Origin of the sequence: Thiorhodovibrio frisius (assembly GCF_033954835.1) — a bacterium.
Classification (GTDB): Bacteria; Pseudomonadota; Gammaproteobacteria; order Chromatiales; family Chromatiaceae; genus Thiorhodovibrio; species Thiorhodovibrio frisius.
Genome location: NZ_CP121471.1, coordinates 3,845,462 through 3,866,845 on the forward strand (window position 1 = coordinate 3,845,462; position 21,384 = coordinate 3,866,845).

Annotated in this window: 18 protein-coding genes; 16 read left to right on the top strand and 2 right to left on the bottom strand. The window is 61.6% G+C overall.

Annotation, left to right across the window (positions count from 1 at the left end):
* Positions 1 to 7 precede the first annotated feature (7 nt).
* Entirely contained in the window at positions 8 to 1,168 is a 1,161-nt protein-coding gene (locus tag Thiofri_RS17535) for a glycosyltransferase (protein ID WP_009147586.1), read from the top strand.
* Here the strand turns inward: Thiofri_RS17535 and Thiofri_RS17540 are convergent.
* Positions 1,147 to 1,569: an FxsA family protein gene (locus Thiofri_RS17540; RefSeq protein WP_009147585.1), complete on the bottom strand. Its 423-nt coding sequence runs from the start codon at positions 1,567 to 1,569 to the stop codon at positions 1,147 to 1,149. The genes Thiofri_RS17535 and Thiofri_RS17540 overlap by 22 nt on opposite strands.
* A gap of 205 nt (positions 1,570 to 1,774) precedes the next feature.
* Here Thiofri_RS17540 and cutA point away from each other — a divergent pair, with 205 nt between their 5' ends.
* The 12 genes from cutA to purD all read left to right on the top strand — a co-directional run bounded on the left by cutA (position 1,775) and on the right by purD (position 14,291).
* On the top strand, positions 1,775 to 2,101 hold the full coding sequence (gene cutA / locus Thiofri_RS17545; RefSeq protein WP_009147584.1) for a divalent-cation tolerance protein CutA: 327 nt from the start codon (positions 1,775 to 1,777) through the stop codon (positions 2,099 to 2,101).
* Positions 2,083 to 4,491 carry a protein-disulfide reductase DsbD gene (gene dsbD / locus Thiofri_RS17550; protein ID WP_009147583.1) on the top strand — a complete coding sequence of 803 codons (2,409 nt, stop codon included), beginning with the start codon at positions 2,083 to 2,085 and terminating at the stop codon, positions 4,489 to 4,491. Before cutA ends, dsbD begins: the two co-directional genes overlap by 19 nt.
* A 10-nt stretch (positions 4,492 to 4,501) precedes the next feature.
* Positions 4,502 to 5,131, top strand: coding sequence for a TlpA family protein disulfide reductase (locus Thiofri_RS17555; protein ID WP_009147582.1), 630 nt, complete (start codon positions 4,502 to 4,504; stop codon positions 5,129 to 5,131).
* A 185-nt stretch (positions 5,132 to 5,316) separates the two neighbouring features.
* Positions 5,317 to 5,790 (top strand): type II 3-dehydroquinate dehydratase, encoded by a 474-nt coding sequence (gene aroQ, locus Thiofri_RS17560; protein WP_009147581.1) that lies wholly within the window; start codon positions 5,317 to 5,319, stop codon positions 5,788 to 5,790.
* Between the two features lie 169 nt (positions 5,791 to 5,959).
* Positions 5,960 to 6,421 (top strand): acetyl-CoA carboxylase biotin carboxyl carrier protein, encoded by a 462-nt coding sequence (gene accB / locus Thiofri_RS17565; RefSeq protein WP_009147580.1) that lies wholly within the window; start codon positions 5,960 to 5,962, stop codon positions 6,419 to 6,421.
* A complete protein-coding gene (gene accC, locus Thiofri_RS17570) occupies positions 6,418 to 7,758 on the top strand; it encodes an acetyl-CoA carboxylase biotin carboxylase subunit (RefSeq protein ID WP_009147579.1) in 1,341 nt (446 codons plus the stop codon). The genes accB and accC overlap by 4 nt, the downstream gene beginning before the upstream one ends.
* Before the next feature lie 39 nt (positions 7,759 to 7,797).
* Positions 7,798 to 8,748, top strand: coding sequence for a 50S ribosomal protein L11 methyltransferase (gene prmA, locus Thiofri_RS17575; RefSeq protein ID WP_009147578.1), 951 nt, complete (start codon positions 7,798 to 7,800; stop codon positions 8,746 to 8,748).
* Positions 8,749 to 8,924: 176 nt separating this feature from the next.
* A complete protein-coding gene (gene dusB / locus Thiofri_RS17580; protein ID WP_009147577.1) occupies positions 8,925 to 9,983 on the top strand; it encodes a tRNA dihydrouridine synthase DusB in 1,059 nt (352 codons plus the stop codon).
* Complete coding sequence (locus tag Thiofri_RS17585; RefSeq protein ID WP_009147576.1) at positions 9,980 to 10,333, top strand: helix-turn-helix domain-containing protein; 354 nt, start codon at positions 9,980 to 9,982, stop codon at positions 10,331 to 10,333. The genes dusB and Thiofri_RS17585 overlap by 4 nt, the downstream gene beginning before the upstream one ends.
* Before the next feature lie 102 nt (positions 10,334 to 10,435).
* A complete protein-coding gene (purH, locus tag Thiofri_RS17590) occupies positions 10,436 to 12,034 on the top strand; it encodes a bifunctional phosphoribosylaminoimidazolecarboxamide formyltransferase/IMP cyclohydrolase (protein WP_009147575.1) in 1,599 nt (532 codons plus the stop codon).
* Positions 12,035 to 12,082: 48 nt separating this feature from the next.
* Positions 12,083 to 12,880: an acyl-ACP--UDP-N-acetylglucosamine O-acyltransferase gene (lpxA, locus tag Thiofri_RS17595; protein WP_009147574.1), complete on the top strand. Its 798-nt coding sequence runs from the start codon at positions 12,083 to 12,085 to the stop codon at positions 12,878 to 12,880.
* A 109-nt stretch (positions 12,881 to 12,989) separates the two neighbouring features.
* Positions 12,990 to 14,291: a phosphoribosylamine--glycine ligase gene (purD, locus tag Thiofri_RS17600; RefSeq protein ID WP_009147573.1), complete on the top strand. Its 1,302-nt coding sequence runs from the start codon at positions 12,990 to 12,992 to the stop codon at positions 14,289 to 14,291.
* A 50-nt stretch (positions 14,292 to 14,341) separates the two neighbouring features.
* Here the strand turns inward: purD and Thiofri_RS17605 are convergent, their stop codons facing one another.
* Positions 14,342 to 14,905, bottom strand: a complete 564-nt coding sequence (locus Thiofri_RS17605) for an FHA domain-containing protein (protein ID WP_009147572.1) — start codon at positions 14,903 to 14,905, stop codon at positions 14,342 to 14,344.
* A 305-nt stretch (positions 14,906 to 15,210) separates the two neighbouring features.
* Here Thiofri_RS17605 and Thiofri_RS17610 point away from each other — a divergent pair, with 305 nt between their 5' ends.
* The 3 genes from Thiofri_RS17610 to Thiofri_RS17620 all read left to right on the top strand — a co-directional run bounded on the left by Thiofri_RS17610 (position 15,211) and on the right by Thiofri_RS17620 (position 21,107).
* Complete coding sequence (locus Thiofri_RS17610) at positions 15,211 to 16,320, top strand: EAL domain-containing protein (protein ID WP_009147571.1); 1,110 nt, start codon at positions 15,211 to 15,213, stop codon at positions 16,318 to 16,320.
* Between the two features lie 108 nt (positions 16,321 to 16,428).
* Complete coding sequence (gene clpB / locus Thiofri_RS17615; protein WP_009147570.1) at positions 16,429 to 19,032, top strand: ATP-dependent chaperone ClpB; 2,604 nt, start codon at positions 16,429 to 16,431, stop codon at positions 19,030 to 19,032.
* A gap of 143 nt (positions 19,033 to 19,175) precedes the next feature.
* Positions 19,176 to 21,107 (top strand): hypothetical protein, encoded by a 1,932-nt coding sequence (locus Thiofri_RS17620; protein ID WP_143741804.1) that lies wholly within the window; start codon positions 19,176 to 19,178, stop codon positions 21,105 to 21,107.
* The last annotated feature ends 277 nt before the right edge of the window (positions 21,108 to 21,384 follow it).

The following is a 21,384-nucleotide window of genomic DNA, read 5'->3' on the forward strand; positions in this document are numbered from 1 at the left end:
CCCATTGATGAGCGAGCCTGCCCGGAACGCGCGCCTCGACACCATTGCCCTGCTTGCATCCTTCTCGGGCAGCGGTGGCGTCGAGCGCATGCTGGTCAACCTGCTGTCAGCCCTCGACAGCCAGGGGGTGGCAATCGACCTGCTGCTACTGCGCGCGGACTCGGCCTATCTGCGAGAACTGCCGCCCGGCATCCGTCAAATTCGACTCGCCGGGCGCCACAGCCAACTCGCCATTCCGGCCCTCGCCCGCTATTTGCGCCAGGCACAACCTGCCGCCCTGCTGGTGGCCAAGGACCGCGCCGGGCGCAGCGCGGTGATCGCGCGCGCACTGGCAAGGGTAAAGACCCCCATTGCACTGCGCCTCGGCACCCATCTGTCCACCGCCATGGCCGGGCGCTCGCCACCGGAGCGCTGGTTGAGATACAGCCTCATCCGCTGGCTCTACCCGCATCTCGAGGCCATCGTCGCAGTTTCGGCAGGCGTTGCCGATGATGTCGCAACCATTAGCGGCGTGCCCGCCAAGCGCATCCATGTGGTGCGCAACCCGGTCATCACATCGATGCTCGCCGCCCGCGCACGCGCGCCCTGTCATCATCCCTGGCTAGAGCGCGACGACAACGACCGCATCCAACCACCGGTAATCCTGGCCGTCGGGCGCCTACAGCGACAAAAAGACTTCCCGACCCTGATCCGCGCCTTTGCCCAGCTACACCAGCAGCGTGAGTGCCGACTGATCATCCTCGGCGAGGGCGGGAACCGCCCGGGACTGGAGCAACTGGTGGCCGAACGCGGGCTGAACGACGCGGTCAGTCTTCCGGGGTTTGTCGCCAATCCCTACCCCTTTATGGCGCGCGCCAGCCTGTTCGCCCTGTCATCGGCCTGGGAGGGCTCGCCCAATGTGCTGACCGAAGCCCTGGCCCTAGGCACGCCAGCGGTTGCGACCGACTGCCCGAGCGGTCCGGCCGAAATTCTTCAGCGAGGACGTTTCGGCTCTCTGGTGCCGGTGGGCGATGCCGAGGCGCTCGCCACCGCCATGGCGGCGACGCTGGATGCCCCCTTGCCCGCCGACACCCTGCGCGCTGCGGTCAGCGAATACCAGGCCGAGCGCAGCGCCTGTCGCTATCTGGACCTGCTGGGACAGATCGCTCAATCATCCTCGCGACGATAGTCCGCATCGATGTATTCGCGCCGGCTGGTTCTGATCTCTACATCCCCGGCAGCTGGCTGCACGGCAAGGTAGCGGCGGATCAAGGCATGGCGCAGCGCTGGAATCAACAGCAGAAAGCCCAGGGCGTCAGTGACAAAACCCGGCAACAGCAGCGAGAAACCGCACAGCAGCAAAATGGCACCATCGAGCATCTCGAACGCAGGCACCTCGCCCCGGTCGACCATGCTGCGCACCCGCATCAGCACCGACAGGCCCTGCTCGCGCACCAGATACCCGCCAAGGGCTGCGGTGAAAATCGACAGCAGAATGGTCGGCAACGCCCCGATGATGGTGCCGACCTTGAGCAGAAAATACAACTCAATCAGCGGCGTACCGACAAAAATCAACAGAAACCAAAGCACAATAGGAACTCGCAAGGCAGTGGATTGAAGAAAGAAATTATCGCCACCAGAACCAAGATGGATCCGAGCAGCGATCACTGATCGGCGACCTTAGACCGGGCAGCCGGCAAGTGCAATCCCCGCGCCCGCGCAGCGGCGATGCTTTGGTCTAAAATAACCGGCTCAGGCACCCAGATTCATCAAGCCGCCCGAGGGAGTCCGCCCGATGTCAACGCCGCCCTGCATTGCCTACTGCACCTGTCCCGACAGCGACTGCGCCGAGCGTCTCGCCGCCATGCTAGTCAACGAGGGCCTGGCCGCCTGCGTATCACTGCTGCCCGGCGCGAAATCCTGCTACCGCTGGGACGGACAACTGTGCCAGGATGCCGAGGTGCTGATGATGATCAAAACCACGCAGGCGCGCCTGCGCGAACTCGAATCACGCATCCTTAAGGAACACCCCTACGAGGTACCCGAGTTCATTGTCGTGCCTGTTATCGCGGGATCGGATCAGTATTTGAAATGGATTGACACATGCACCCAAAGCTCGTGAAAACCCACCCACAGTCGCACCAGAGCAAATCAGCACTGCCCGCGCGCAGATCAGCGCCACCAGGCTGGCTGAGTCCCTGGCTGCTGCTCGCGGGGCTGATCTGCCTGCTGGGCGGGCCGGCGCGAGCGGACTTCCTGCCCGTTGAGCAGGCCTTCCAGCCCGAGGTCGCGGCCCTGAGCGCGAATGAACTAGTCGTGCGCTGGCAGATCGCACCCGGGTATTACCTCTACCAGAACAAACTGCGTTTTCGCACCGAGACACCCGGAGTCACGCTGGGTCAGCCGCAGCTGCCGCCGGCTGAGGTCAGGCAGGATCAGTTCTTTGGCCAGGTCGACATCTATCGGGATCAGCTTGAAGTGCGGATTCCCGTTGAGCGCGGCGAGAACACCGCTGCCCCCCTGACCCTGCTCGCCCGCTTCCAGGGCTGCGCCGATGCCGGCTTCTGCTATCCGCCACAAGAGGTCGCGCTCGAAGTCGCCCTGCCGGCGATGAGTCCGGTCATGAGTCCGACTGTCAGTCCGGCGACCAGCCCGGACGCCAATAAAGTCGCTGCCTCAAATCTGCGCGCGGCACTCGGCACCAGCACTCGCCAAAGCTTAGGGCTTGACGACGACATTCTTCCTGCCGCAGAAGCCTTCGTTTTTTCCGCCGACATCAAGTCGCCCAACCTGCTCGAGCTGCGCTGGACTATCGCACCCGAGACCTTCATGTACCGCGACATGATCGCGCTTAGGCTGTCCCCTGAGCGGGCCGAAGCTGCGGGCGTGCAACTTGGCAAGCTGAAGCTGCCAGAGGCCGAGATCAAAGCCAACACCGTGCGCCCGGATGGCAGCATCGGCGATGTCGCCATCTACCATGGCCTGGTGACGGGCGAAATTCCGCTGCTGCGCTCTCGCGTCGAAGCAGCCGAGATTGAACTCATCGCGACCTTCCAGGGCTGTGCCGAACGCGGCATCTGCTATCCGCCGGTGACCAAAACCGTCACCCTGGCCCTGCCGCCAACCGATAGACTGGTCGACGCGCAAACCCTGGCTGCCACTCAGCAGGTTGCAGCCGCTGAACCCACAGCAGGCGAGGCGCGAGTATCCGAGCAGGACCAAATTGCCGCACGGCTCGCGAAAGCCGGCATCTTCGGCGCTTTGGCGCTGTTCTTCGGTCTGGGGCTGTTGCTGGCCTTTACCCCCTGCGTCTTCCCGATGATTCCCATTCTCTCCGGCATCATCGCCGGACAGGGTCAGGGCATCACCACCCGACAGGCGTTCATGCTGTCCCTAGCCTATGTGCTGGCGATGGCGCTGACCTACGCCATCGTCGGCGTGATCGCCGGACTCTTTGGCGCCAACTTGCAGGCCGCGTTCCAAAATCCTTGGATACTGACGCTTTTTGCCGGCATTTTCGTCGCCCTGGCGCTGTCCATGTTCGGCTTCTACGAGCTGCAACTGCCAAGCAGCCTGCAAACCCGGCTGACCGAACTCAGTAACCAACAACAGGGCGGCACTCTGATCGGCGCGGCCATCATGGGCGCCCTCTCGGCGCTGATCGTCGGCCCCTGTGTCGCCCCGCCGCTGATGGGTGCGCTGATCTTCATCGGCAAGACCGGCGATGCAGTACTCGGCTTTTTCGCCCTGCTCGGACTCGGGCTCGGCATGGGCGCACCCCTGCTGCTGATCGGCACCTCGGCCGGCAAGCTGCTACCGCGCGCGGGCGCCTGGATGGATGCGGTCAAGGCGGTCTTTGGCGTGCTGCTACTGGCGGTGGCGGTGCTGCTGCTTGAGCGCATTCTACCGGTGGCCATTGCGCTGCTGTTCTGGGGGCTGCTGCTGATTGCCTCGGCGGTTTATCTAGGGGCGCTCGAGCCCCTGCCCGCCCAGGCCAGCGGCTGGCGCAAGCTATGGAAAGGCCTGGGCGTTGCGCTAATGGTCTATGGCGCCCTGATGCTGGTCGGCGCCGCCGCCGGCGGGCGCGATACCCTGCAACCACTGCGCGGGCTAATGCCTGCCGGTGGCGCGCAGAGCAGCGCCCATGCCGAATTCAAGCGCATCAAGACGGTTACCGATCTCGAACGTGAGCTCGCAGCCGCAGCCACCCAGGGCCAGCCTGTGATGCTCGACTTCTACGCCGACTGGTGCGTATCCTGCAAAGAAATGGAGCGCTACACCTTCCCCGAACCCGCGGTCCAAAGCGCCATGGCGGATTTCATCCTGCTCCAGGCCGATGTCACCGCCAACGATGCCGAGGACAGGGCACTGATGCAGGAGCGCTTCGGCATTCCCGGTCCGCCGGCCATGCTGTTTTTTGATACCTCGGGCACAGAGCTGCGCGGTTTCCGCTTGGTCGGCTTCGTGCCGCCGGAGGAGTTCGCCGCCCATCTGCAGGAGATCCAGCCATGAGTGCGCGGTTATGAGTGTATTGAAAGTCCTGTTCGTCACCCTACTGGCCGGCACACTCAGTATCAGCGTGGCGCTCTTCGGTCAGCACTGGATCGACGACCATCCGGATCTCACCTTCGGCAGCCAGCGCGACCGATCAGGCACCGAGGTGCTCCCGGATCTGCGTCTGTCCACTCCCGACGGTCGCTTGGTCAGCAGCCACAATTGGGCTGGTAAAGTGGTGGTGATGCACTTCTGGGCAAGCTGGTGCACCCCCTGTCTGGCGCAGATCGGTCCGCTTGAGCGCCTGCAAGACCGCTATGGACCAGGCTTGCTGCAAGTGGTGAGCATCGCCATCGACACGCCCGAGGACGTCCAAGCCTTCCTCAACGCACGCACGCTCAATTACCAGGTGCTGCTCGGCGGTCAGCCGGAGATAGCGCTTGCCGCCCGCTTTGGCAATCGCACCCAGGCCCTGCCCTTCACTGTGCTTTTCGATCACCGTGGCCGGGCGGTTTTCGCTCAACCAGGGTTGCTGGGCGAAGACCAATTACGGACTGAAGTCAGCGCCCTGCTGCCAGACACAGCCGAGCAGGCCGCCGATTCTGGTACAACGGATTCCGGCACAACCCTTCCGGGGGCAGCAGCGGCAGGGCTGTAACATGCAAGGGCACCGCCCGGCGCGGATTTTTGTAAATCGGCGCACTTTCCTTTACCCTTGTCACATTCGAGTCAAACGGCTATTTTTGCGACCGTTGCCGCCCGTTAGGCACAGTTACCGGCGTGTAGGCTCAGATTTCTCGCACTGATCGGCCGGTTCACCGGTCAAGGAACTCAGCACAGCCTATGTCGGCCATTCTCTGCCTGAACGGCCCCAACCTGAACCTGCTCGGCCAGCGCGAGCCTGGGACCTATGGCCAGATTACACTTGCGCAGATCGAGCAGCGCCTGCGCGACGCAGCCCAACAGGCCGGAGTGGCTTTACTGTTCGCGCAGAGCAATGCCGAGCATGCATTGATCGAGCACATCCACCGAGCACCAGCCGATGATGTGGCCTTTATGATTTTTAATCCGGCGGCTTTCACCCATACCAGCGTCGCGCTGCGAGATGCCATTCTGGCCGTCGGCTTGCCCTTTATTGAGGTGCACTTGTCCAACATTCATGCGCGTGAAGCCTTCCGGGCGCATTCCTATTTTTCTGACATTGCCGCCGGCGTGATCAGCGGCCTGGGCGCCCATGGCTATGAGTTGGCACTGACCGCCGCGATGCATCGCTTAGCCTCTGGCGGCAGCCAGCCATCTGCCCCGGCCGCGCAATGACCACCTAGAACGACCAAATGCCTGACCGAGCACCAAAGCTGCCCTGATCAGCCCCCGATTACTGTGAATCAGACGGATTCATTACCCTGGGTGATCGGGACCATGAAGGTTAGAACGACTTAGAACTACTAAAAACTACTGAGCCAGCCCATCGAGAGACCCAAGCCGCATGGACATCCGTAAGGTCAAAAAGCTTATCGAGTTACTCGAAGAATCGAACGTCGCTGAAATCGAGATTCACGAGGGCGAAGAGTCAGTGCGCATCAGCCGTCAGGGCCATGCCGCGCCAAGTTTCTTCATGCCCGCAGGTGCGCCGCCTCCCGCTGCCCCGAGCAGCCCGCCAGCACCCATACCTGCAACTGCGGAGACGCCCGCCGCCGAAAGCGAAATCGAAGACGGCACCCTGGTGCGCTCGCCCATGGTCGGCACTTTTTATCGCTCGCCCTCCCCCGGCACCAAGCCCTTTGTCGAGGAAGGCTCCGAGGTCAAGCTTGGCGATACCCTGTGCATCATCGAGGCGATGAAAATCCTCAACCAGATTGAGGCGGACATCGCCGGTCGCGTCAAGCGCATCCTGGTCGAAAATGGCCAGCCCGTGGAATACAACCAGCCACTCTTTATCATCACATGATCGAGAAGGTCCTTATCGCCAACCGCGGCGAGATTGCGCTGCGCATTCAGCGCGCCTGTCGCGAGCTTGGCATTAAAACCGTGGCGGTGCATTCCGATGCCGACCGCGATCTTAAACACGTCCTGCTCGCCGATGAATCCGTCTGCATCGGCCCGGCCCCGTCGCGCGACAGCTATCTGCATATCCCGTCCATTATCAGCGCAGCTGAGGTGACAGATACTGTCGCCATTCACCCCGGCTATGGTTTTCTGTCCGAGAACGCCGACTTTGCCGAACGCGTCGAGCGCAGCGGCTTTGTGTTTATCGGCCCCAAGCCAGAAACGATCCGCCTGATGGGCGATAAGGTCTCGGCCATCAAGGCGATGCAAGCCGCTGGGGTACCCTGCGTGCCGGGCTCCGACGGCCCACTCGGCGACGACCCCAATCGGCTGCTGGAGCTAGCCCATAACATCGGCTATCCGGTCATCATCAAGGCCGCTGGCGGCGGCGGTGGGCGCGGCATGCGTGTGGTGCATTCGGATGCCGCGCTGCTCAATGCCGTCTCCCTGACCAAGGCCGAGGCCGGGGCAGCCTTCGGCAACGACGTGGTCTACATGGAGAAGTACCTCGAGAACCCGCGCCACGTCGAGTTCCAGATGCTGGCCGACAACCACGGCCATGCTGTTCACTTGGGCGAGCGCGACTGCTCCATGCAGCGCCGTCACCAAAAGGTGGTCGAAGAAGCCCCGGCACCCGGCATCACCGCCGAACAGCGCCAGCGCATTGGTGATCGCTGCGCCGAGGCCTGCGTGCGCATTGGCTATCGCGGCCTTGGCACCTTCGAGTTTTTGTATCAGGACGGCGAGTTCTATTTCATCGAAATGAACACCCGCGTTCAGGTCGAACATCCAGTCACCGAGATGGTGACTGGCATTGATATCGTCAAAGCGCAGATCCTGGTCGCTTCCGGCGAGCCACTGCAATTCAAGCAGGACGACATCGAACTGCGCGGTCATGCCATCGAGTGCCGCATCAATGCCGAGCATCCGGAGACCTTCATGCCTAGCCCTGGGCGCATTGAGGACTTTCACGCCCCCGGTGGCCCCGGCATTCGCATGGATACCCATATTTACTCAGGCTACGTGGTGCCGCCCTACTACGACTCCATGATCGGCAAACTGATCGCCCATGGCGAGAATCGCGACTGCGCCATCGCGCGCATGAACAACGCGCTGCGCGAGACAGTGATCGAGGGCATTCAAACCAACATCCCGCTGCATCGCCAGATCATGAAAGACGCCGCCTTCCAGGCCGGCGGCGCCAATATTCATTATCTGGAGAAAAAGCTCGGGCTTTGAGCCACAAGCGCCCCAAACCGCCAGCTCCCTGAATCCATCATGCCCTGGTTGCAACTCGCCCTGATCAGCGCCCGCGAGCAGGTTCCGCTGATCGAAGCCGTGCTTGAGAATGCCGGCGCCCTGGCGGTGACCCTGGATGATCCCGAGGATTGCGGCCAGACGCCCACCCAAACCGACCTGAGCCTGCTCGAACCCGCACCGGGCGCCATGCCGCTATGGGCGTTGGTGCGACTCACCGCGCTCTTTGAAGACACGCCCGAGGCAGGCGAGCGCGCGCAGCAATGCGCCGCCCAATTGCAGGACGCACTGGCCGCACCCCCGCACCTGGAGCCCCTTGCCGATCAGGTCTGGGAGCGCGCCTGGCTCGCGCACTGGCAACCGCGTCGCTTCGGGCGCCGGCTGTGGGTTTGCCCGTGCGATCAGGATCCCGCGACCGATGCCGCCGCTGGCATCCAACCCGATGACGTCATTCTCGCGCTCGATCCGGGGCTCGCCTTCGGCACCGGCTCGCACCCCACCACCGCCCTGTGCCTGGAATGGCTGGACGGTCTGGATCTGACCGGCAAGACGCTGATCGACTACGGCTGCGGCTCCGGCATTCTGGCCATTGCCGCGCTCAAGCTTGGCGCGGCCCATGCCATTGCCATTGACCATGACCCACAGGCCCTGATCGCTACTGCGGCTAATGCCGCCAACAATGGCGTGGCCGCGCGCCTGAGCTGTCACAGCCCCGAGGACTTTGCCGCTAAAACCCGCCCCAGGCCGCAAGCGGATGTGCTGGTGGCCAACATTCTCGCCGGCATCCTGATCGAGCTCGCCCCCCAGCTGAGCCGGCTCTGCGCGCCCGGAGCCCAGGTGGCACTCTCCGGCATTCTCGACCCCCAGGTTCCGGCGGTGTGCGCGGCCTATGGCGCACATCTCGTCTTGTCTGAGCCTATCCTGCGCGACCAGTGGGCCCTGCTGAGCGGACATAGCGCCCAGACAGCTTGAAGGGTTCCCGTATCAATACGCAGCGCGACAGCAAGCGCGGACGTGCGGTGCAGTGCTTTGTGATGCAGCACCCAGCGCGCGTCGGCCGCTAGCTCTAAAATCAAACCCAGCCCAGACCCGAGTTCATCCCCGCCCATCCAAGCCGACCCTGCCGAGAACAACATGCCGAGAACAACATGCCGGAATCCGTCCCCATGTCCAGCGTTGCCAATCGGCTGAAATTGCCGCTGCGAATCGGCTCACTCGAACTCCCCTCGCGAGTATTCCTCGCGCCCATGGCCAGCATTACCGACCGGCCCTTCCGCCGCCTGTGTCGAGAATTCGGTGCCGGGCTTGCCTTCTCCGAGATGCTGAGCGCCAACCCGGCGCTGCGCCACACCCGCACCAGCGCTGAGCGCCTGGACCATCAAGGCGAGCCACGTCCCTTCGCGGTACAAATCGCCGGTGCTAACCCCGAGGACATGGCCGACTTTGCCCGCCATGCCGTCGATCAGGGCGCGGACCTGATCGACATCAACCTTGGTTGTCCAGCGAAAAAGGTCTGCCGCCAGGCAGCCGGTTCCGCACTGCTACGCGACGAGCCCCTGGTCGCACGCATCATGGAGCAAGTCGTGCGGGCGGTGAATGTTCCTGTCAGCGTCAAAACGCGCACCGGCTGGTCACCACAAGAAAAGAATCTCGCGCAAATTGCACAAATTGCACAAAACTCCGGAATCGCCATGTTAACAGTGCATGGACGTACGCGCGCTTGTGGTTACAACGGCCAAGCTGAGCATAACAGCTTGTCAGCGCTGCGCGAGCAGATCACCATTCCCCTTGTTGCTAATGGCGACATCGACACGGCAGAAACAGCACATAAAGTGCTTGAACAGACCGGTGCAGATGCTGTTATGATTGGTCGCGCAGCCTTGGGAAAGCCATGGATTTTTGCTCGCATCGAGCGCTTTCTGGCCACCGGCGAGCAGACCGGGCCACCTGACCCAGCAGTAAATCCGGAACGCAATCCGGACCAAATCCGCGACATTCTGCTTTCCCATCTGGCAGCCCTCCATGATTTCTATGGTGAAGCGCGCGGTCTGCGCGTTGCGCGCAAGCACATCATCTGGTACTGCCAGGATCTGCCCGGCTTTAAGCAGGCCAGCGGGGCACTTTTAATGGCCACATCAGCCGCAATCCAGCACCGCTTGGTGCAAAGTTATTTTGCCAATCTGATGACAGGGGAGACTGACACATGAGGATCGACGCGGCTTTAATTGCCGAGCCAGATGCCTGCCAAAATGTCCGTTGCCAGCATCGCCCATCCTTCCCCATCAGCCAGTCGGCAGAAGACAACGGCATCCCCCTGCACGATTGCGTGCGCACGGCCTTGCAATCCTATCTTGCACGCATGGGCGATCATCAGATAGACAACCTGTATCGGTTCGTCCTCGATGAGGTCGAGCGACCACTGATCGAGAGTGTTCTCCATCACGCCAGTGGCAATCAGACGCTTGCCGCCCGCATCCTTGGCGTCAGCCGGGGAACGCTGCGCAAGAAGGTCTCGCAGTATGGGTTGATGTCGGCCAACGACCCCAGCAACGCCTAAGTAGCAACGCCTAAGTAGCATCGCCTAAGCAGCAGCTCCTAAATAGCCCCTCACCTAACCAGCAATCCTGAATCATTGCACCACCACGCCCCAGCTGACCCCATGCAACCCATTCGCCGCGCCCTGATCAGTGTCTCCGACAAATCCGGCCTACCGGAACTCGCCGCCGCCCTCGCCCACCACGGGGTCGAGATCCTTTCCACTGGAGGCACGGCTGCGCTGTTACGCAAAGCGGGCCTCAAAGTCACCGAGGTCGCCGAGCACACCGGCTTTCCCGAAATGATGGACGGGCGCGTCAAGACCCTGCACCCGAAAATTCACGGCGGCATTCTCGGGCGCCGCGGTCAGGATGAGGCGGTAATGCAAGCCCATGGCATCGACCCCATCGATCTGGTGGTGGTCAATCTCTATCCCTTCGAGCAGACAACCGCCGATCCCAACTGCCCGCTTGAGGAGGCGATTGAACAAATCGACATCGGCGGGCCAACCCTGATCCGCGCGGCAGCGAAGAATCATGCCGCAGTCGCAGTGCTGGTTGAGCCGGGCGATTATCCGCGCCTGACCGCCGAGCTTGAGGCGCATCAGGGCAGCATCAGTGCGGCGCTGCGCTTCGATCTCGCGACACGCGCCTTCGAGCACACTGCCCGTTATGACGCGGCCATCGCCAATGAGTTGGGCCGCCGGCTGGAACTGGCAAGCGCCTCGCCCGATGACAAACCCGATGACAAACAGGAACACCCCTTCGCGCGCACCCTGAGCTTTCAGGTGCGCCGCCAGCAAGCCCTGCGTTATGGCGAGAATCCGCATCAGCAGGCGGCCTTTTATGTCGAGCCCAGGATCCAGGACGGCAGCATCGCCAGCGCCCGCCAGCACCAGGGCAAGGAGTTGTCGTACAACAACATCGCCGACACCGACGCGGCACTCGAATGCGTCAAGCAATTCAACGATGTCCCCACCTGCGTGATCGTCAAGCACGCCAACCCCTGCGGCGTGGCCGAGGGCGAGAGCCTGCTGAAAGCCTATGATCGCGCCTTCAGCACCGACCCGGAATCGGCCTTTGGCGGCATTATCGCGTTCAATCAGGAGTTGGACGCCGCCACTGTGAGCGCTGTGGTCGAGCGCCAATTTGTCGAGGTGATGATCGCCCCCAAAATCAGCCCTGAGGCACTGGAAGCGGCCAAGACCAAAAAAAATCTGCGCCTGCTAAGCTGCGGCGACTGGACGGTCGCCGGCCCCACCACCACCCTTGACTTCAAGCGCGTGACCGGCGGGCTGCTTGTGCAGAGCACTGATCGGCTCATCGCCGCCGAACTGCGCCAGGTGAGCGCCCGCGCGCCCACTCAGGCGGAAATGGCTGATCTGCTGTTTAGCTGGCGGGTGGCAAAGTTCGTCAAATCCAACGCCATTGTCTACGCGCGCGCGCGCATGACCATTGGCGTCGGTGCCGGCCAGATGAGCCGGGTGAACTCGGCACGCATTGCGGCCATCAAGGCCGAGCAGGCAGGGCTCGCGGTTAAGGGCGCGGTCATGGCCTCAGATGCGTTCTTTCCTTTCCGCGATGGGCTCGATCAGGCCGCAGAAGTCGGCATCACGGCGGTGATTCAACCCGGCGGCTCGATGCGGGACCAGGAAGTCATAGCCGCCGCTGATGAGCATGGCATCGCGATGATCTTCACCGGCACTCGGCATTTCCGCCATTGATCGCATAACACATTGACTCGCCTCGGCTGAATCGCACCATCGCCGGCCATGAGCATCCACCCCACTGCCATTATCGCCGCCGACGCGGAGATTCACCCGAGCGTCACCATCGGTCCCTATTCCATCATCGAGGCCGGCGTGCAGCTCGGCGAGGGCTGCGTGATCGACAGCCATGTGCTCATTTCCGGTGCGGCCCAACTCGGCCCCGGCAATCGCGTCTGCCACGGCGCCACCCTGGGCACGGAGCCGCAGGATATCGGCTTCAGGCCGGAGCACTCAAAGCCACTCATCATAGGCGCGCATAACCATTTCAAGGAGTGCGTCAATATCAGTCGTGGCATCAAGACCGATGCCGGCACCCGCATTGGCGATCACAACTATCTGATGGCCTTCTCGCACATCGGCCATGACTGCCTGGTTGGCAACCACAACACCCTGGCCAACACCGCCACCCTTGCCGGTCATGTCTCCTTGGGCGATGGTAACTTTCTCGCCGGCCATGTTGCTGTGCATCAGTTTTGCCGCATCGGCGACCTGTGCATGATCGGCGGCATCACCGGCGTTGCACAGGACATCCCGCCTTTCGCACTGGCCAACGGGCAGCGCGCGCGGATTCTTGGGCTCAATACCGTCGGCCTGCGCCGGGCTGGTTTCGACTCCAAGGCGCGCGGGCACATCAAGGCGGTGTATCGGCTGCTGTTCCGCTCCGGCCTGCGCTTGAGCCAGGCCATGGAGGAGGCCGCAGCCGCCTATCCAGGCGCGGAAACCGAGCGCATCCTCGCTTTCATCCGCGCTGGCGACTCAGGCCGCGGCATCGCCGCCTTCGGCGGAGAGCGAAAACCCTAACCTGAAGCAACCGCTTCGTCCTCCGGGCTGGTGACTCACTCTGAGCACCAGCTTGCAGGTTTCCACCAACCCCTAGTCAGTCTTCACTACCCACGATTCCCGAAACACCATGAATCTGCTCATCATCGGCGGCGGCGGGCGCGAACATGCCCTCGCCTGGAAAGTCCGGCAATCGCCCCTAGCCGATCAGGTCTGGGTCGCACCCGGCAATGGCGGCACAGCGCGCGAGCCCGGCATCGAGAATGTCGACATCGACGCCGAGGACATCCCGCGTCTGATCACCTTTGCGCGCGACCATGGCGTCGAGCTGACCATCGTCGGCCCGGAAGCACCTCTGGTGGCCGGCGTGGTCGATGCCTTCGCGGCGGCCGGGCTGCGCTGTTTCGGCCCCACGGCGGCGGCGGCACAGCTCGAAGGTTCAAAGCAGTTCACCAAAGACTTTCTCGCCCGCCATAACATCCCGACGGCCAACTACCAAAGCTTTAGTGATCAGGCGAGTGCGTTTAAATACCTGGAGGCCATCGCCAATGGCGCAGGCAGTCGTTCACCCTTTCCCTTGGTCATCAAAGCCGACGGACTCGCCGCCGGCAAAGGTGTGGTGATCGCCGAGACTCTGGACAGCGCGCGCGCGACCGTTCAGGCCATGCTCAGCGACGGCCAGTTCGGCGCCGCCGGTCAGCGGGTGGTGATTGAGGAGTTTCTCACCGGTGAGGAGGCCAGCTTCATCGCCCTGGTCGATGGCGAAACCATTGTGCCGCTGGCCAGCTCCCAGGACCACAAGGCGCGCGATGACGGTGATCGCGGCCCCAACACCGGCGGCATGGGTGCCTACTCCCCCGCCCCAGTGGTCACCGCCGAGTTGCACGAGCGCATCATGGCCGAGGTGATGCGCCCGAGCGTGCGCGGCCTGGCGGTCGAGGGCTTGTATTACCGGGGCTTTTTATACGCCGGGCTAATGATCGGCGAGGATGGCGTGCCTCGGGTGCTGGAATTCAACTGCCGCTTGGGCGACCCCGAGGCCCAGCCGCTTTTAATGCGCCTGCAAAGCGATCTGGTGCAGCTCTGCCTGGATGCCTGCGACGGACACCTAGACGAGAACCAACTCGCCTGGGACCCGCGCGTCGCTCTGGGCGTGGTGATGGCCGCTGCGGGCTATCCTGATTCGCCACGCAAGGGCGACGAGATTCAGGGACTGGAAACTGCGGATACCGCCGAGTGCAAGGTCTTCCATGCCGGCACCCGAGTGCAAAAGGGAAAAACCCTCACCAGCGGCGGGCGCGTGCTCTGCGTCACCGCGCTTGGCCCTGATATCGCCAAAGCTCAGGAGCTTGCCTATGCTGGTGTCGCGCGCATCCAGTTTCATGGCGGATTCTACCGCCGCGATATCGGCCATCGCGCGCTTGGGCGCTAACGCTCGCTCAAAATCCGCGGGGCCTGATGGGGACATGCAACAAGCCCGGCTCAGTCGCCCACCAAACGCCGATAGAGCGATCTTGGCTCCAGAAAGCTGAATTCATAGCGCCCGAAAGCCAGCAGCCAACCGTCGTGAAGCTCCTTGAACTGCTCGCCGAGCGGCTCGCCATTGAGCCGGGTGCCATTCTTGGAGCCGCAATCGCGCATGAAATACCCTTGCGCGCGAATCTCAATCAGTGCGTGCTTCTTGGAAATGGCCAAGTCAGGAATCACCAGATCATTCCCACTGATGCGCCCAATCGCGAAAATGTTCTCGGCCCGAATGGCATCCGGGGCCTTGATCAGAGGGTAGACGGCATGCTTGAGCACATCGGATAAGGATGCCTCACCAGAAGACGCGGTCATCTGACACACCAGCGTGGCATTCGGGTCGCGCGCTTTTTTGTCCTGCGGATCCACCACCATCCCCTCCCGCACCGACGAGCCCGCCAGCACCGGACGCTTAATGAAACGGGTAAAATCCCTGCTATCGCAGGACTTTGCAAAACGCGCCAGAGATGTCAGATTGACCCGACCAGAGGGCGTCAACAGGGCTTCAATGACTCCGGTCAAATTCGTTCTCCATCGCGACTGGTCTGCGATTCTAGGATATCTTATTGATGCGCCAATAGTCCTCAGCACGCCAGGTCCTGAGCAACCTTCGCGCTTGCGCTCAGACGCTCCGACAGTCAAAGATAGTAGCAGAACCAACTGACAACCGGTGACGCGGCCCTGCCGTGCAGCAGACGCTTGATGGTCAGGGGTGGTCGGGACCATCCGCGTCACCCTGAATCACCCGGATTTAACCACCTGAGGTGGCAGGAAACATGGTCTTCAGAGCAACCATCACGCTCGATTCACGCTAAGCAGGTAACGTTATGTCCAGAAGCAGCTGGTACCTCGAAGGTTATGTCGGCGAATCCAAGCGCCTGAGACGCGTGCATCTGTATCAGTTCCCCTTCCAGGTCGGCCGCCATCAGCAATGCGAGCTGACGCTCGACAGCACCGAAGTCTCCCGCCGCCATGCCGAACTCGACATGGCCGAGGACCAGCTGCTGCTGCGCGACCTTGGCTCGACCAATGGCTCTTTCATCAACCACCAGCGCATCGACAAAGAGCAGGCTCTGCTCGCGGGTGACGTGATTCACTTTGCCGACCAGGAATACCGTCTGATCGAGAAAGCTCCGGACAACGAACACCTGTTCGACCGCACCAATGTGCGCGTTGGCTCCCTGCCGGCGAACCTGCCACGCGGGGCGCGCGAATTTCAGATACTGTTGCTCAAGGGCGCCGTCACCGCGGCCTTTCAGCCCATTGTCGACGCCAATGGAAACCCCTTCGCACACGAGATGCTTGGACGCGGCGCCACGGAGGATCTACCCACCGCACCCTTGCCACTGTTTCAGATTGCCGAAAGCCTGGAACAGGAAGTGCATCTCAGCGAAATGTTTCGCCAAAAAGGCCTGGAGATTGCCCATCGCCAGCATCCCAACGGGCTTTTTTTCTTCAACATCCACCCACGCGAGCTTGCCGATCCGGAGCGCCTGCTGCGCTGCGTCGAGAGCATCCGCACACACTTTCCAGCACTCAGACTTGTGTTTGAGATGCACGAGGCCGCAGTAACCAAACCAGCACTGATCCGACGCATTCGCGATGACCTACAGGCGATGAACGTGGGCCTCGCCTACGATGACTTTGGCGCCGGCCAGGCGCGGCTGATCGAACTGACCGAAGTCCCACCCGACTATGTCAAATTCGATATCGCCTTAGTGCGCGACATCGACAGCGCACCCGAAGCCAAGCGGCAGATGCTCGATATGTTCCAGCGCTTCCTGCTCGACATGGGAATCGCAACCCTCGCCGAGGGGGTGGAAACCGCAGCGGAATTTCAGGTTCTGCACGACCTTGGCGTGCAGTATTATCAAGGCTATTACTTTGGCAAGCCGAGCCCGGACATCGACACCAGCGCCAGAATGCCGGCTAGTTGAACATCCCCCTCAACGCGAGCCCGAGTCATGCACCGGTTCTTCTTGCTTGAAGAATCCACCCATCCGCCCTAATTCCGGAATAACCTTAATGATTACCGGAGAACCCTCATGCGAATGGACAAGCTGACCAGCAAGTTTCAGATGGCACTTGCCGACGCGCAGAGTCTTGCCGTTGGTCGCGACCATCAGTTTATTGAACCCATCCACCTGATGATCGCCCTGCTTGACCAGGATGGCGGCAGTGTGCGGCATCTGCTTGCCCAGGCGGATGTGAATGTCAACCGCCTGCGCTCAGGTCTGGGCGAGGCGCTTGAGCGTCTGCCCCAGGTGTCGGGTGCCGGCGGGGATGTGAGCATTTCCAACGGCCTGAGCCGGATGCTCAATGTCACCGACAAATTTGCCCAGGCACGCAATGATCAGTACATCAGCTCGGAGCTGTTCGTGCTGGCTTCGATTGAAGACAAAGGCGAACTAGGATCGACCCTGCGCGAGGCTGGGGCCACCAAGAGTGCCATCGAGCGCGCCATCGATAACATGCGCGGCGGGCAGAAGGTCGAAGATCCGAATGCCGAGGAACAGCGCCAGGCGCTCGAGAAATACAGCATTGATCTGACCGAGCGCGCCGAGCAAGGCAAGCTCGACCCGGTGGTCGGGCGCGATGATGAAATCCGCCGGACCATTCAGGTGCTCGCGCGGCGCACCAAGAACAACCCGGTACTGATCGGCGAGCCCGGTGTTGGCAAGACTGCCATTGTCGAGGGGCTAGCGCAGCGCATCGTCAATGGCGAGGTGCCCGAGGGGCTCAAAACCAAGCGCCTGCTGTCGCTCGACATGGCGGCACTCATCGCCGGGGCCAAATTCCGTGGCGAGTTCGAGGAACGCCTGAAAGCGGTGCTCACTGATGTTGCGCGCCAGGAAGGCAACATTATTCTGTTCATTGATGAGCTGCACACCATGGTCGGCGCCGGCAAGGCCGAGGGCGCCATGGATGCCGGCAATATGCTGAAACCCGCCCTCGCACGCGGTGAGCTGCACTGCATCGGCGCGACCACGCTCGATGAATACCGCAAGTATGTCGAGAAAGACGCCGCACTTGAGCGTCGCTTCCAGAAAGTGCTGGTTGTGGAGCCGAGCGTTGAGGACACCATCGCCATCCTGCGTGGGCTAAAGGAGCGCTACGAGGTCCATCACGCGGTCGAGATCACCGACCCGGCCATCATCGCTGCGGCCACGCTGTCGCACCGCTACATCGCTGACCGCCAGCTCCCTGACAAGGCCATCGACCTGATCGACGAGGCGGCTTCGCATATCCGCATGGAGATTGACTCCATGCCGGAGGAGATGGACAAGCTCGACCGGCGCTTGATTCAACTGAAGATTGAGCGCGAGGCGCTGAAAAAAGAATCCGACGAGGCATCGAAAAAGCGACTGGACGATCTTCAGGGCGAAATCACCCGCCTGGAGCGCGAGTTCTCGGACCTGAACGAAATCTGGCAGTCCGAGAAAGCTGCCGTGCAGGGCACCGCGCACATCAAAGAAGAACTCGACCGCGCCCGGGTGGAAATGGAAACTGCCCGCCGCGCCGGCGACCTCACCCGCATGTCGGAGCTGCAATACGGCCGCATCCCGGAGCTGGAAAAGCGCCTGACCACCGCCTCCGCCTCAGATACGGATCAGAGCGGCAACAAGCTACTGCGCAACAAGGTCACGGAAGAAGAAATCGCCGACATCGTGTCCAAATGGACCAACATCCCGGTGTCCAAGATGCTCGAGGGCGAGCGCGAGAAGCTGCTGCGCATGGAAGAAGCCTTAGCCCGACGCGTGGTCGGTCAGCAGGAAGCCGTCAGCGCGGTCAGCGATGCCATTCGCCGCTCCCGCGCCGGGCTGTCTGATCCTAACCGACCGATCGGGTCTTTCCTGTTCTTAGGCCCCACGGGTGTAGGCAAGACCGAACTGTGCAAGGCGTTGGCGCAATTTTTGTTTGACACCGAAGAATCCCTGGTGCGCATTGACATGTCCGAGTTCATGGAGAAGCACTCGGTCGCACGCCTGATCGGCGCCCCCCCCGGCTATGTCGGCTACGAGGAAGGCGGTTATCTGACCGAAGCGGTGCGGCGGCGACCTTATAGTCTGATTCTGCTCGATGAGATCGAAAAAGCCCACCCGGATGTTTTCAACGTGCTCTTGCAGGTGCTCGACGATGGCCGCCTGACCGATGGCCAGGGCCGCACGGTGGATTTTCGCAACTCGGCCATTGTGATGACTTCCAATCTGGGCTCGGATATCATCCAGCAGAAGGCTGGCGAGGCCAACTATGGCGAAATGAAAGACGCGGTGATGGAGATTCTGCGCCACGCCTTCCGGCCCGAGTTCATCAACCGACTCGATGAGATCGTGGTCTTTCATCCGCTGGGACAGGAGCAAATTCGCGCCATCGCGCGGATTCAGCTGGAATATCTGCGCGCACGCCTGGCCAGTCGCGAGATTGGCATGCAAATCAGCGACGCGGCGCTTGACCATCTCGGTGAGGCCGGCTTCGATCCCGTCTATGGCGCCCGACCACTCAAGCGCGCCATTCGCACCCAGATTGAAAATCCGCTGGCGCAGCAAATTCTCGCCGGTCAGTTCAAGCCCGACGACCTGATCGACATCACTCTCGAGGACGGGCAGCTTCGCTTTGATTCGGTCGTCGACGGGGAATTGGTGGGCTAAAATCCATGGGGTCAGGAAGAACACGCGATACTTGTTCGCTGCTTCTTCCTAGCTTCGCGGGCTCTCACCCCGAGCCAATTCCAAGCGATGGCTCTTCTTCTCCGGTAATATCCATTTCAACTTCAGCCCCCCAGAGAATGACCTTGTTCAGCTACAGATTTCTCAGACAGATTACCTTTGTCTTGCTGATGCCATGCCTCGCGGGCGCCTCCCTCGCGCAGAATCAGCCACCCCCGCATGATGTGCCCGGCGCCCGCGCTGCTACCACAGCAGTCCCGCCCGCAGCCTCAGGCACACTCGCCAGCATCACGGCAAGGGAGACCGCCGAGGCCAATGGCAACGACACCGCCGGAGACAACATCCCCTCGAACCCGCTCAACGATCTGGTGCGCATCCTGGCTGGACTCAGGGTAAGCGAGCAATCCCGCTACGCCGATCTAATGGACTCTGCCGCCTGGCAAAATTATCACCAGCGGATTCAACAAACCTGGCAGCGCTACGATACACAACAGCATGAAAAGGTCGAAGCCTTCCGCGACCAATGGCTTCCGCCCGAGACCCACCAGGGCCGCGACCTGCTCTACCCCTTCGCCGGGGCCGATTTTCTCTATGCCGATCTATTCTTCCCGCAGGCCACCAACATTTACATGTTCGGCCTTGAGCCGCTCGGTGAAATCCCCGGGCGCGAGCGCCTCAACAGTGCTTATTACAATGGCGTTATTCGCTCCACCGAGGATCTCTTGCGCCTGACCTTTTTCCGCACCAAGGCCATGCGCGAGGACTTTCGCCACAATGGCACAGTCCCATTGCTGAGTTACTTCATCGTCCATCGCGGACATAGCATCCAGGACATCACCTATCTGCGCCTCGATGAAACCGGCATGCCTTACCAGGCCCAACCACAGGACGCCAGCGGCGCGCGCATCGCCTTTTACGACGCACGCAGTTCACGCATGCGCTACATCTGGTACTGGCGCGGAGACCTCAGCAATCAGGGCCTGGCCAGCACTCCCGGCCTTGCCGCCTACATCACCGGATTGCCGCCATCGAATCTCTACATGAAAGCAGCAAGCTATCTCTGCCATCACCAAGGTTTTGAGAACGCCTGCACCCTGTTTCGGGATCGCGCACTGCTGAGCCTGCAAGAAGACTCCGGCATGCCGCTGCGTTTCTTCCCCGAGGAGGACTGGAACCAAACCTTCTTTGGCCAATACCGCGACCCGATCTCCGTCTTTACCGACGGTCTCTACCGCCAGAACAACGCGCTCAGAAACGCCTTCGCCACCGCTGATCGCGTCCATGACCTGCCCTTCCCGCTCGGCTACCACGCCTCAGCCCGCGCTGATAATCTGATGCTGGCAGTGCGCAGGGATCAAGCGAACGAAGCGACACCAGACTCAGCACCAGCTAAAGAACGGGTTCCCGAGCAGGAAGTCGCGCCTCAAATCACAGACCAGGCACCCGCCGCGACACCGCGACCGGCTGACACCCAGGAAGCACCCGCGCTCCCGAGCCCAGAGCAGCCACCCGTCGCTGCAGCAGCTCCAAAGCCAACAACAATTCCAGCCCCTGAGCCAACCGTCGCTGCAACACCTCCAAAGCCGAGCCAAGAAACCCGTCCTGAGATTCAGCCGGTCGTCGCCAACGCTCCCCATCAAGACAAAGCCGTCAATTTGCAGCAACAACTTGATGCCGCCGGCATTACCTACAAGATCAACGAAAGCGGCACCATCTGGCTGATTCAGCCCGTCGACAACAGCCGCACCCAACTCACCTTTCTTGCGCCAGACCCCAAACCCGTTGGCGGGCTCGCAATGCGCGACATCTGGTCCGTAGGCTACCTGTCGGAGGACGATGCCTTGTCTGTCGACACGACCACGCAGCTACTCAAAGACAACGCCGCCACCGATGAAGGCGCCTGGGAACTCGGACGTTTCCTTGGCAAAGCCGCTGGTATCTTCCGCACCCGAATCCCCGCCGATGCTGACTGGCAGACAATCTCCCAAACCTTGCGCATTGTCGCGACCACCGCTGATCGCAAAGAGCGCGTCCTGATGGGCAACGACAACCTCTAACCGCCGCAAGCCCCCAGCCCGCATCCTGGGCCGCCTGGGCCCACCTGGATGTTCCAATCATGACATGCCCACCGCGCTAATGATGGCGGGTAGTCCCGCCATGGCTGCTATCCGGGCAAACACAATAAAAACAATAGCTGCTCACATCCAAAAAGCTCTTAAATTAGATTGGTGAATCTCTGATATATTGCCACTTCGTGACAGGATGCCAATCATCAAATATTAGCGCCAGAGCGAAGGGGCCTCTCAAGGGGCAGTCGCGCCACTATCGCACCAG

What these genes read in the sequence shown, in the direction of transcription:
- accC (WP_009147579.1), top strand. Translation starts at nt 6,418, where the DNA reads ATGATCGAGAAGGTCCTTATCGCCAACCGCGGCGAGATTGCGCTGCGC.
- accB (WP_009147580.1), top strand. Translation starts at nt 5,960, where the DNA reads ATGGACATCCGTAAGGTCAAAAAGCTTATCGAGTTACTCGAAGAATCG.
- Thiofri_RS17535 (WP_009147586.1), top strand. Translation starts at nt 8, where the DNA reads ATGAGCGAGCCTGCCCGGAACGCGCGCCTCGACACCATTGCCCTGCTT.
- dsbD (WP_009147583.1), top strand. Translation starts at nt 2,083, where the DNA reads ATGCACCCAAAGCTCGTGAAAACCCACCCACAGTCGCACCAGAGCAAA.
- aroQ (WP_009147581.1), top strand. Translation starts at nt 5,317, where the DNA reads ATGTCGGCCATTCTCTGCCTGAACGGCCCCAACCTGAACCTGCTCGGC.
- dusB (WP_009147577.1), top strand. Translation starts at nt 8,925, where the DNA reads ATGCCGGAATCCGTCCCCATGTCCAGCGTTGCCAATCGGCTGAAATTG.
- Thiofri_RS17555 (WP_009147582.1), top strand. Translation starts at nt 4,502, where the DNA reads ATGAGTGTATTGAAAGTCCTGTTCGTCACCCTACTGGCCGGCACACTC.
- prmA (WP_009147578.1), top strand. Translation starts at nt 7,798, where the DNA reads ATGCCCTGGTTGCAACTCGCCCTGATCAGCGCCCGCGAGCAGGTTCCG.
- lpxA (WP_009147574.1), top strand. Translation starts at nt 12,083, where the DNA reads ATGAGCATCCACCCCACTGCCATTATCGCCGCCGACGCGGAGATTCAC.
- Thiofri_RS17610 (WP_009147571.1), top strand. Translation starts at nt 15,211, where the DNA reads ATGTCCAGAAGCAGCTGGTACCTCGAAGGTTATGTCGGCGAATCCAAG.
- clpB (WP_009147570.1), top strand. Translation starts at nt 16,429, where the DNA reads ATGCGAATGGACAAGCTGACCAGCAAGTTTCAGATGGCACTTGCCGAC.
- cutA (WP_009147584.1), top strand. Translation starts at nt 1,775, where the DNA reads ATGTCAACGCCGCCCTGCATTGCCTACTGCACCTGTCCCGACAGCGAC.
- purH (WP_009147575.1), top strand. Translation starts at nt 10,436, where the DNA reads ATGCAACCCATTCGCCGCGCCCTGATCAGTGTCTCCGACAAATCCGGC.
- purD (WP_009147573.1), top strand. Translation starts at nt 12,990, where the DNA reads ATGAATCTGCTCATCATCGGCGGCGGCGGGCGCGAACATGCCCTCGCC.
- Thiofri_RS17585 (WP_009147576.1), top strand. Translation starts at nt 9,980, where the DNA reads ATGAGGATCGACGCGGCTTTAATTGCCGAGCCAGATGCCTGCCAAAAT.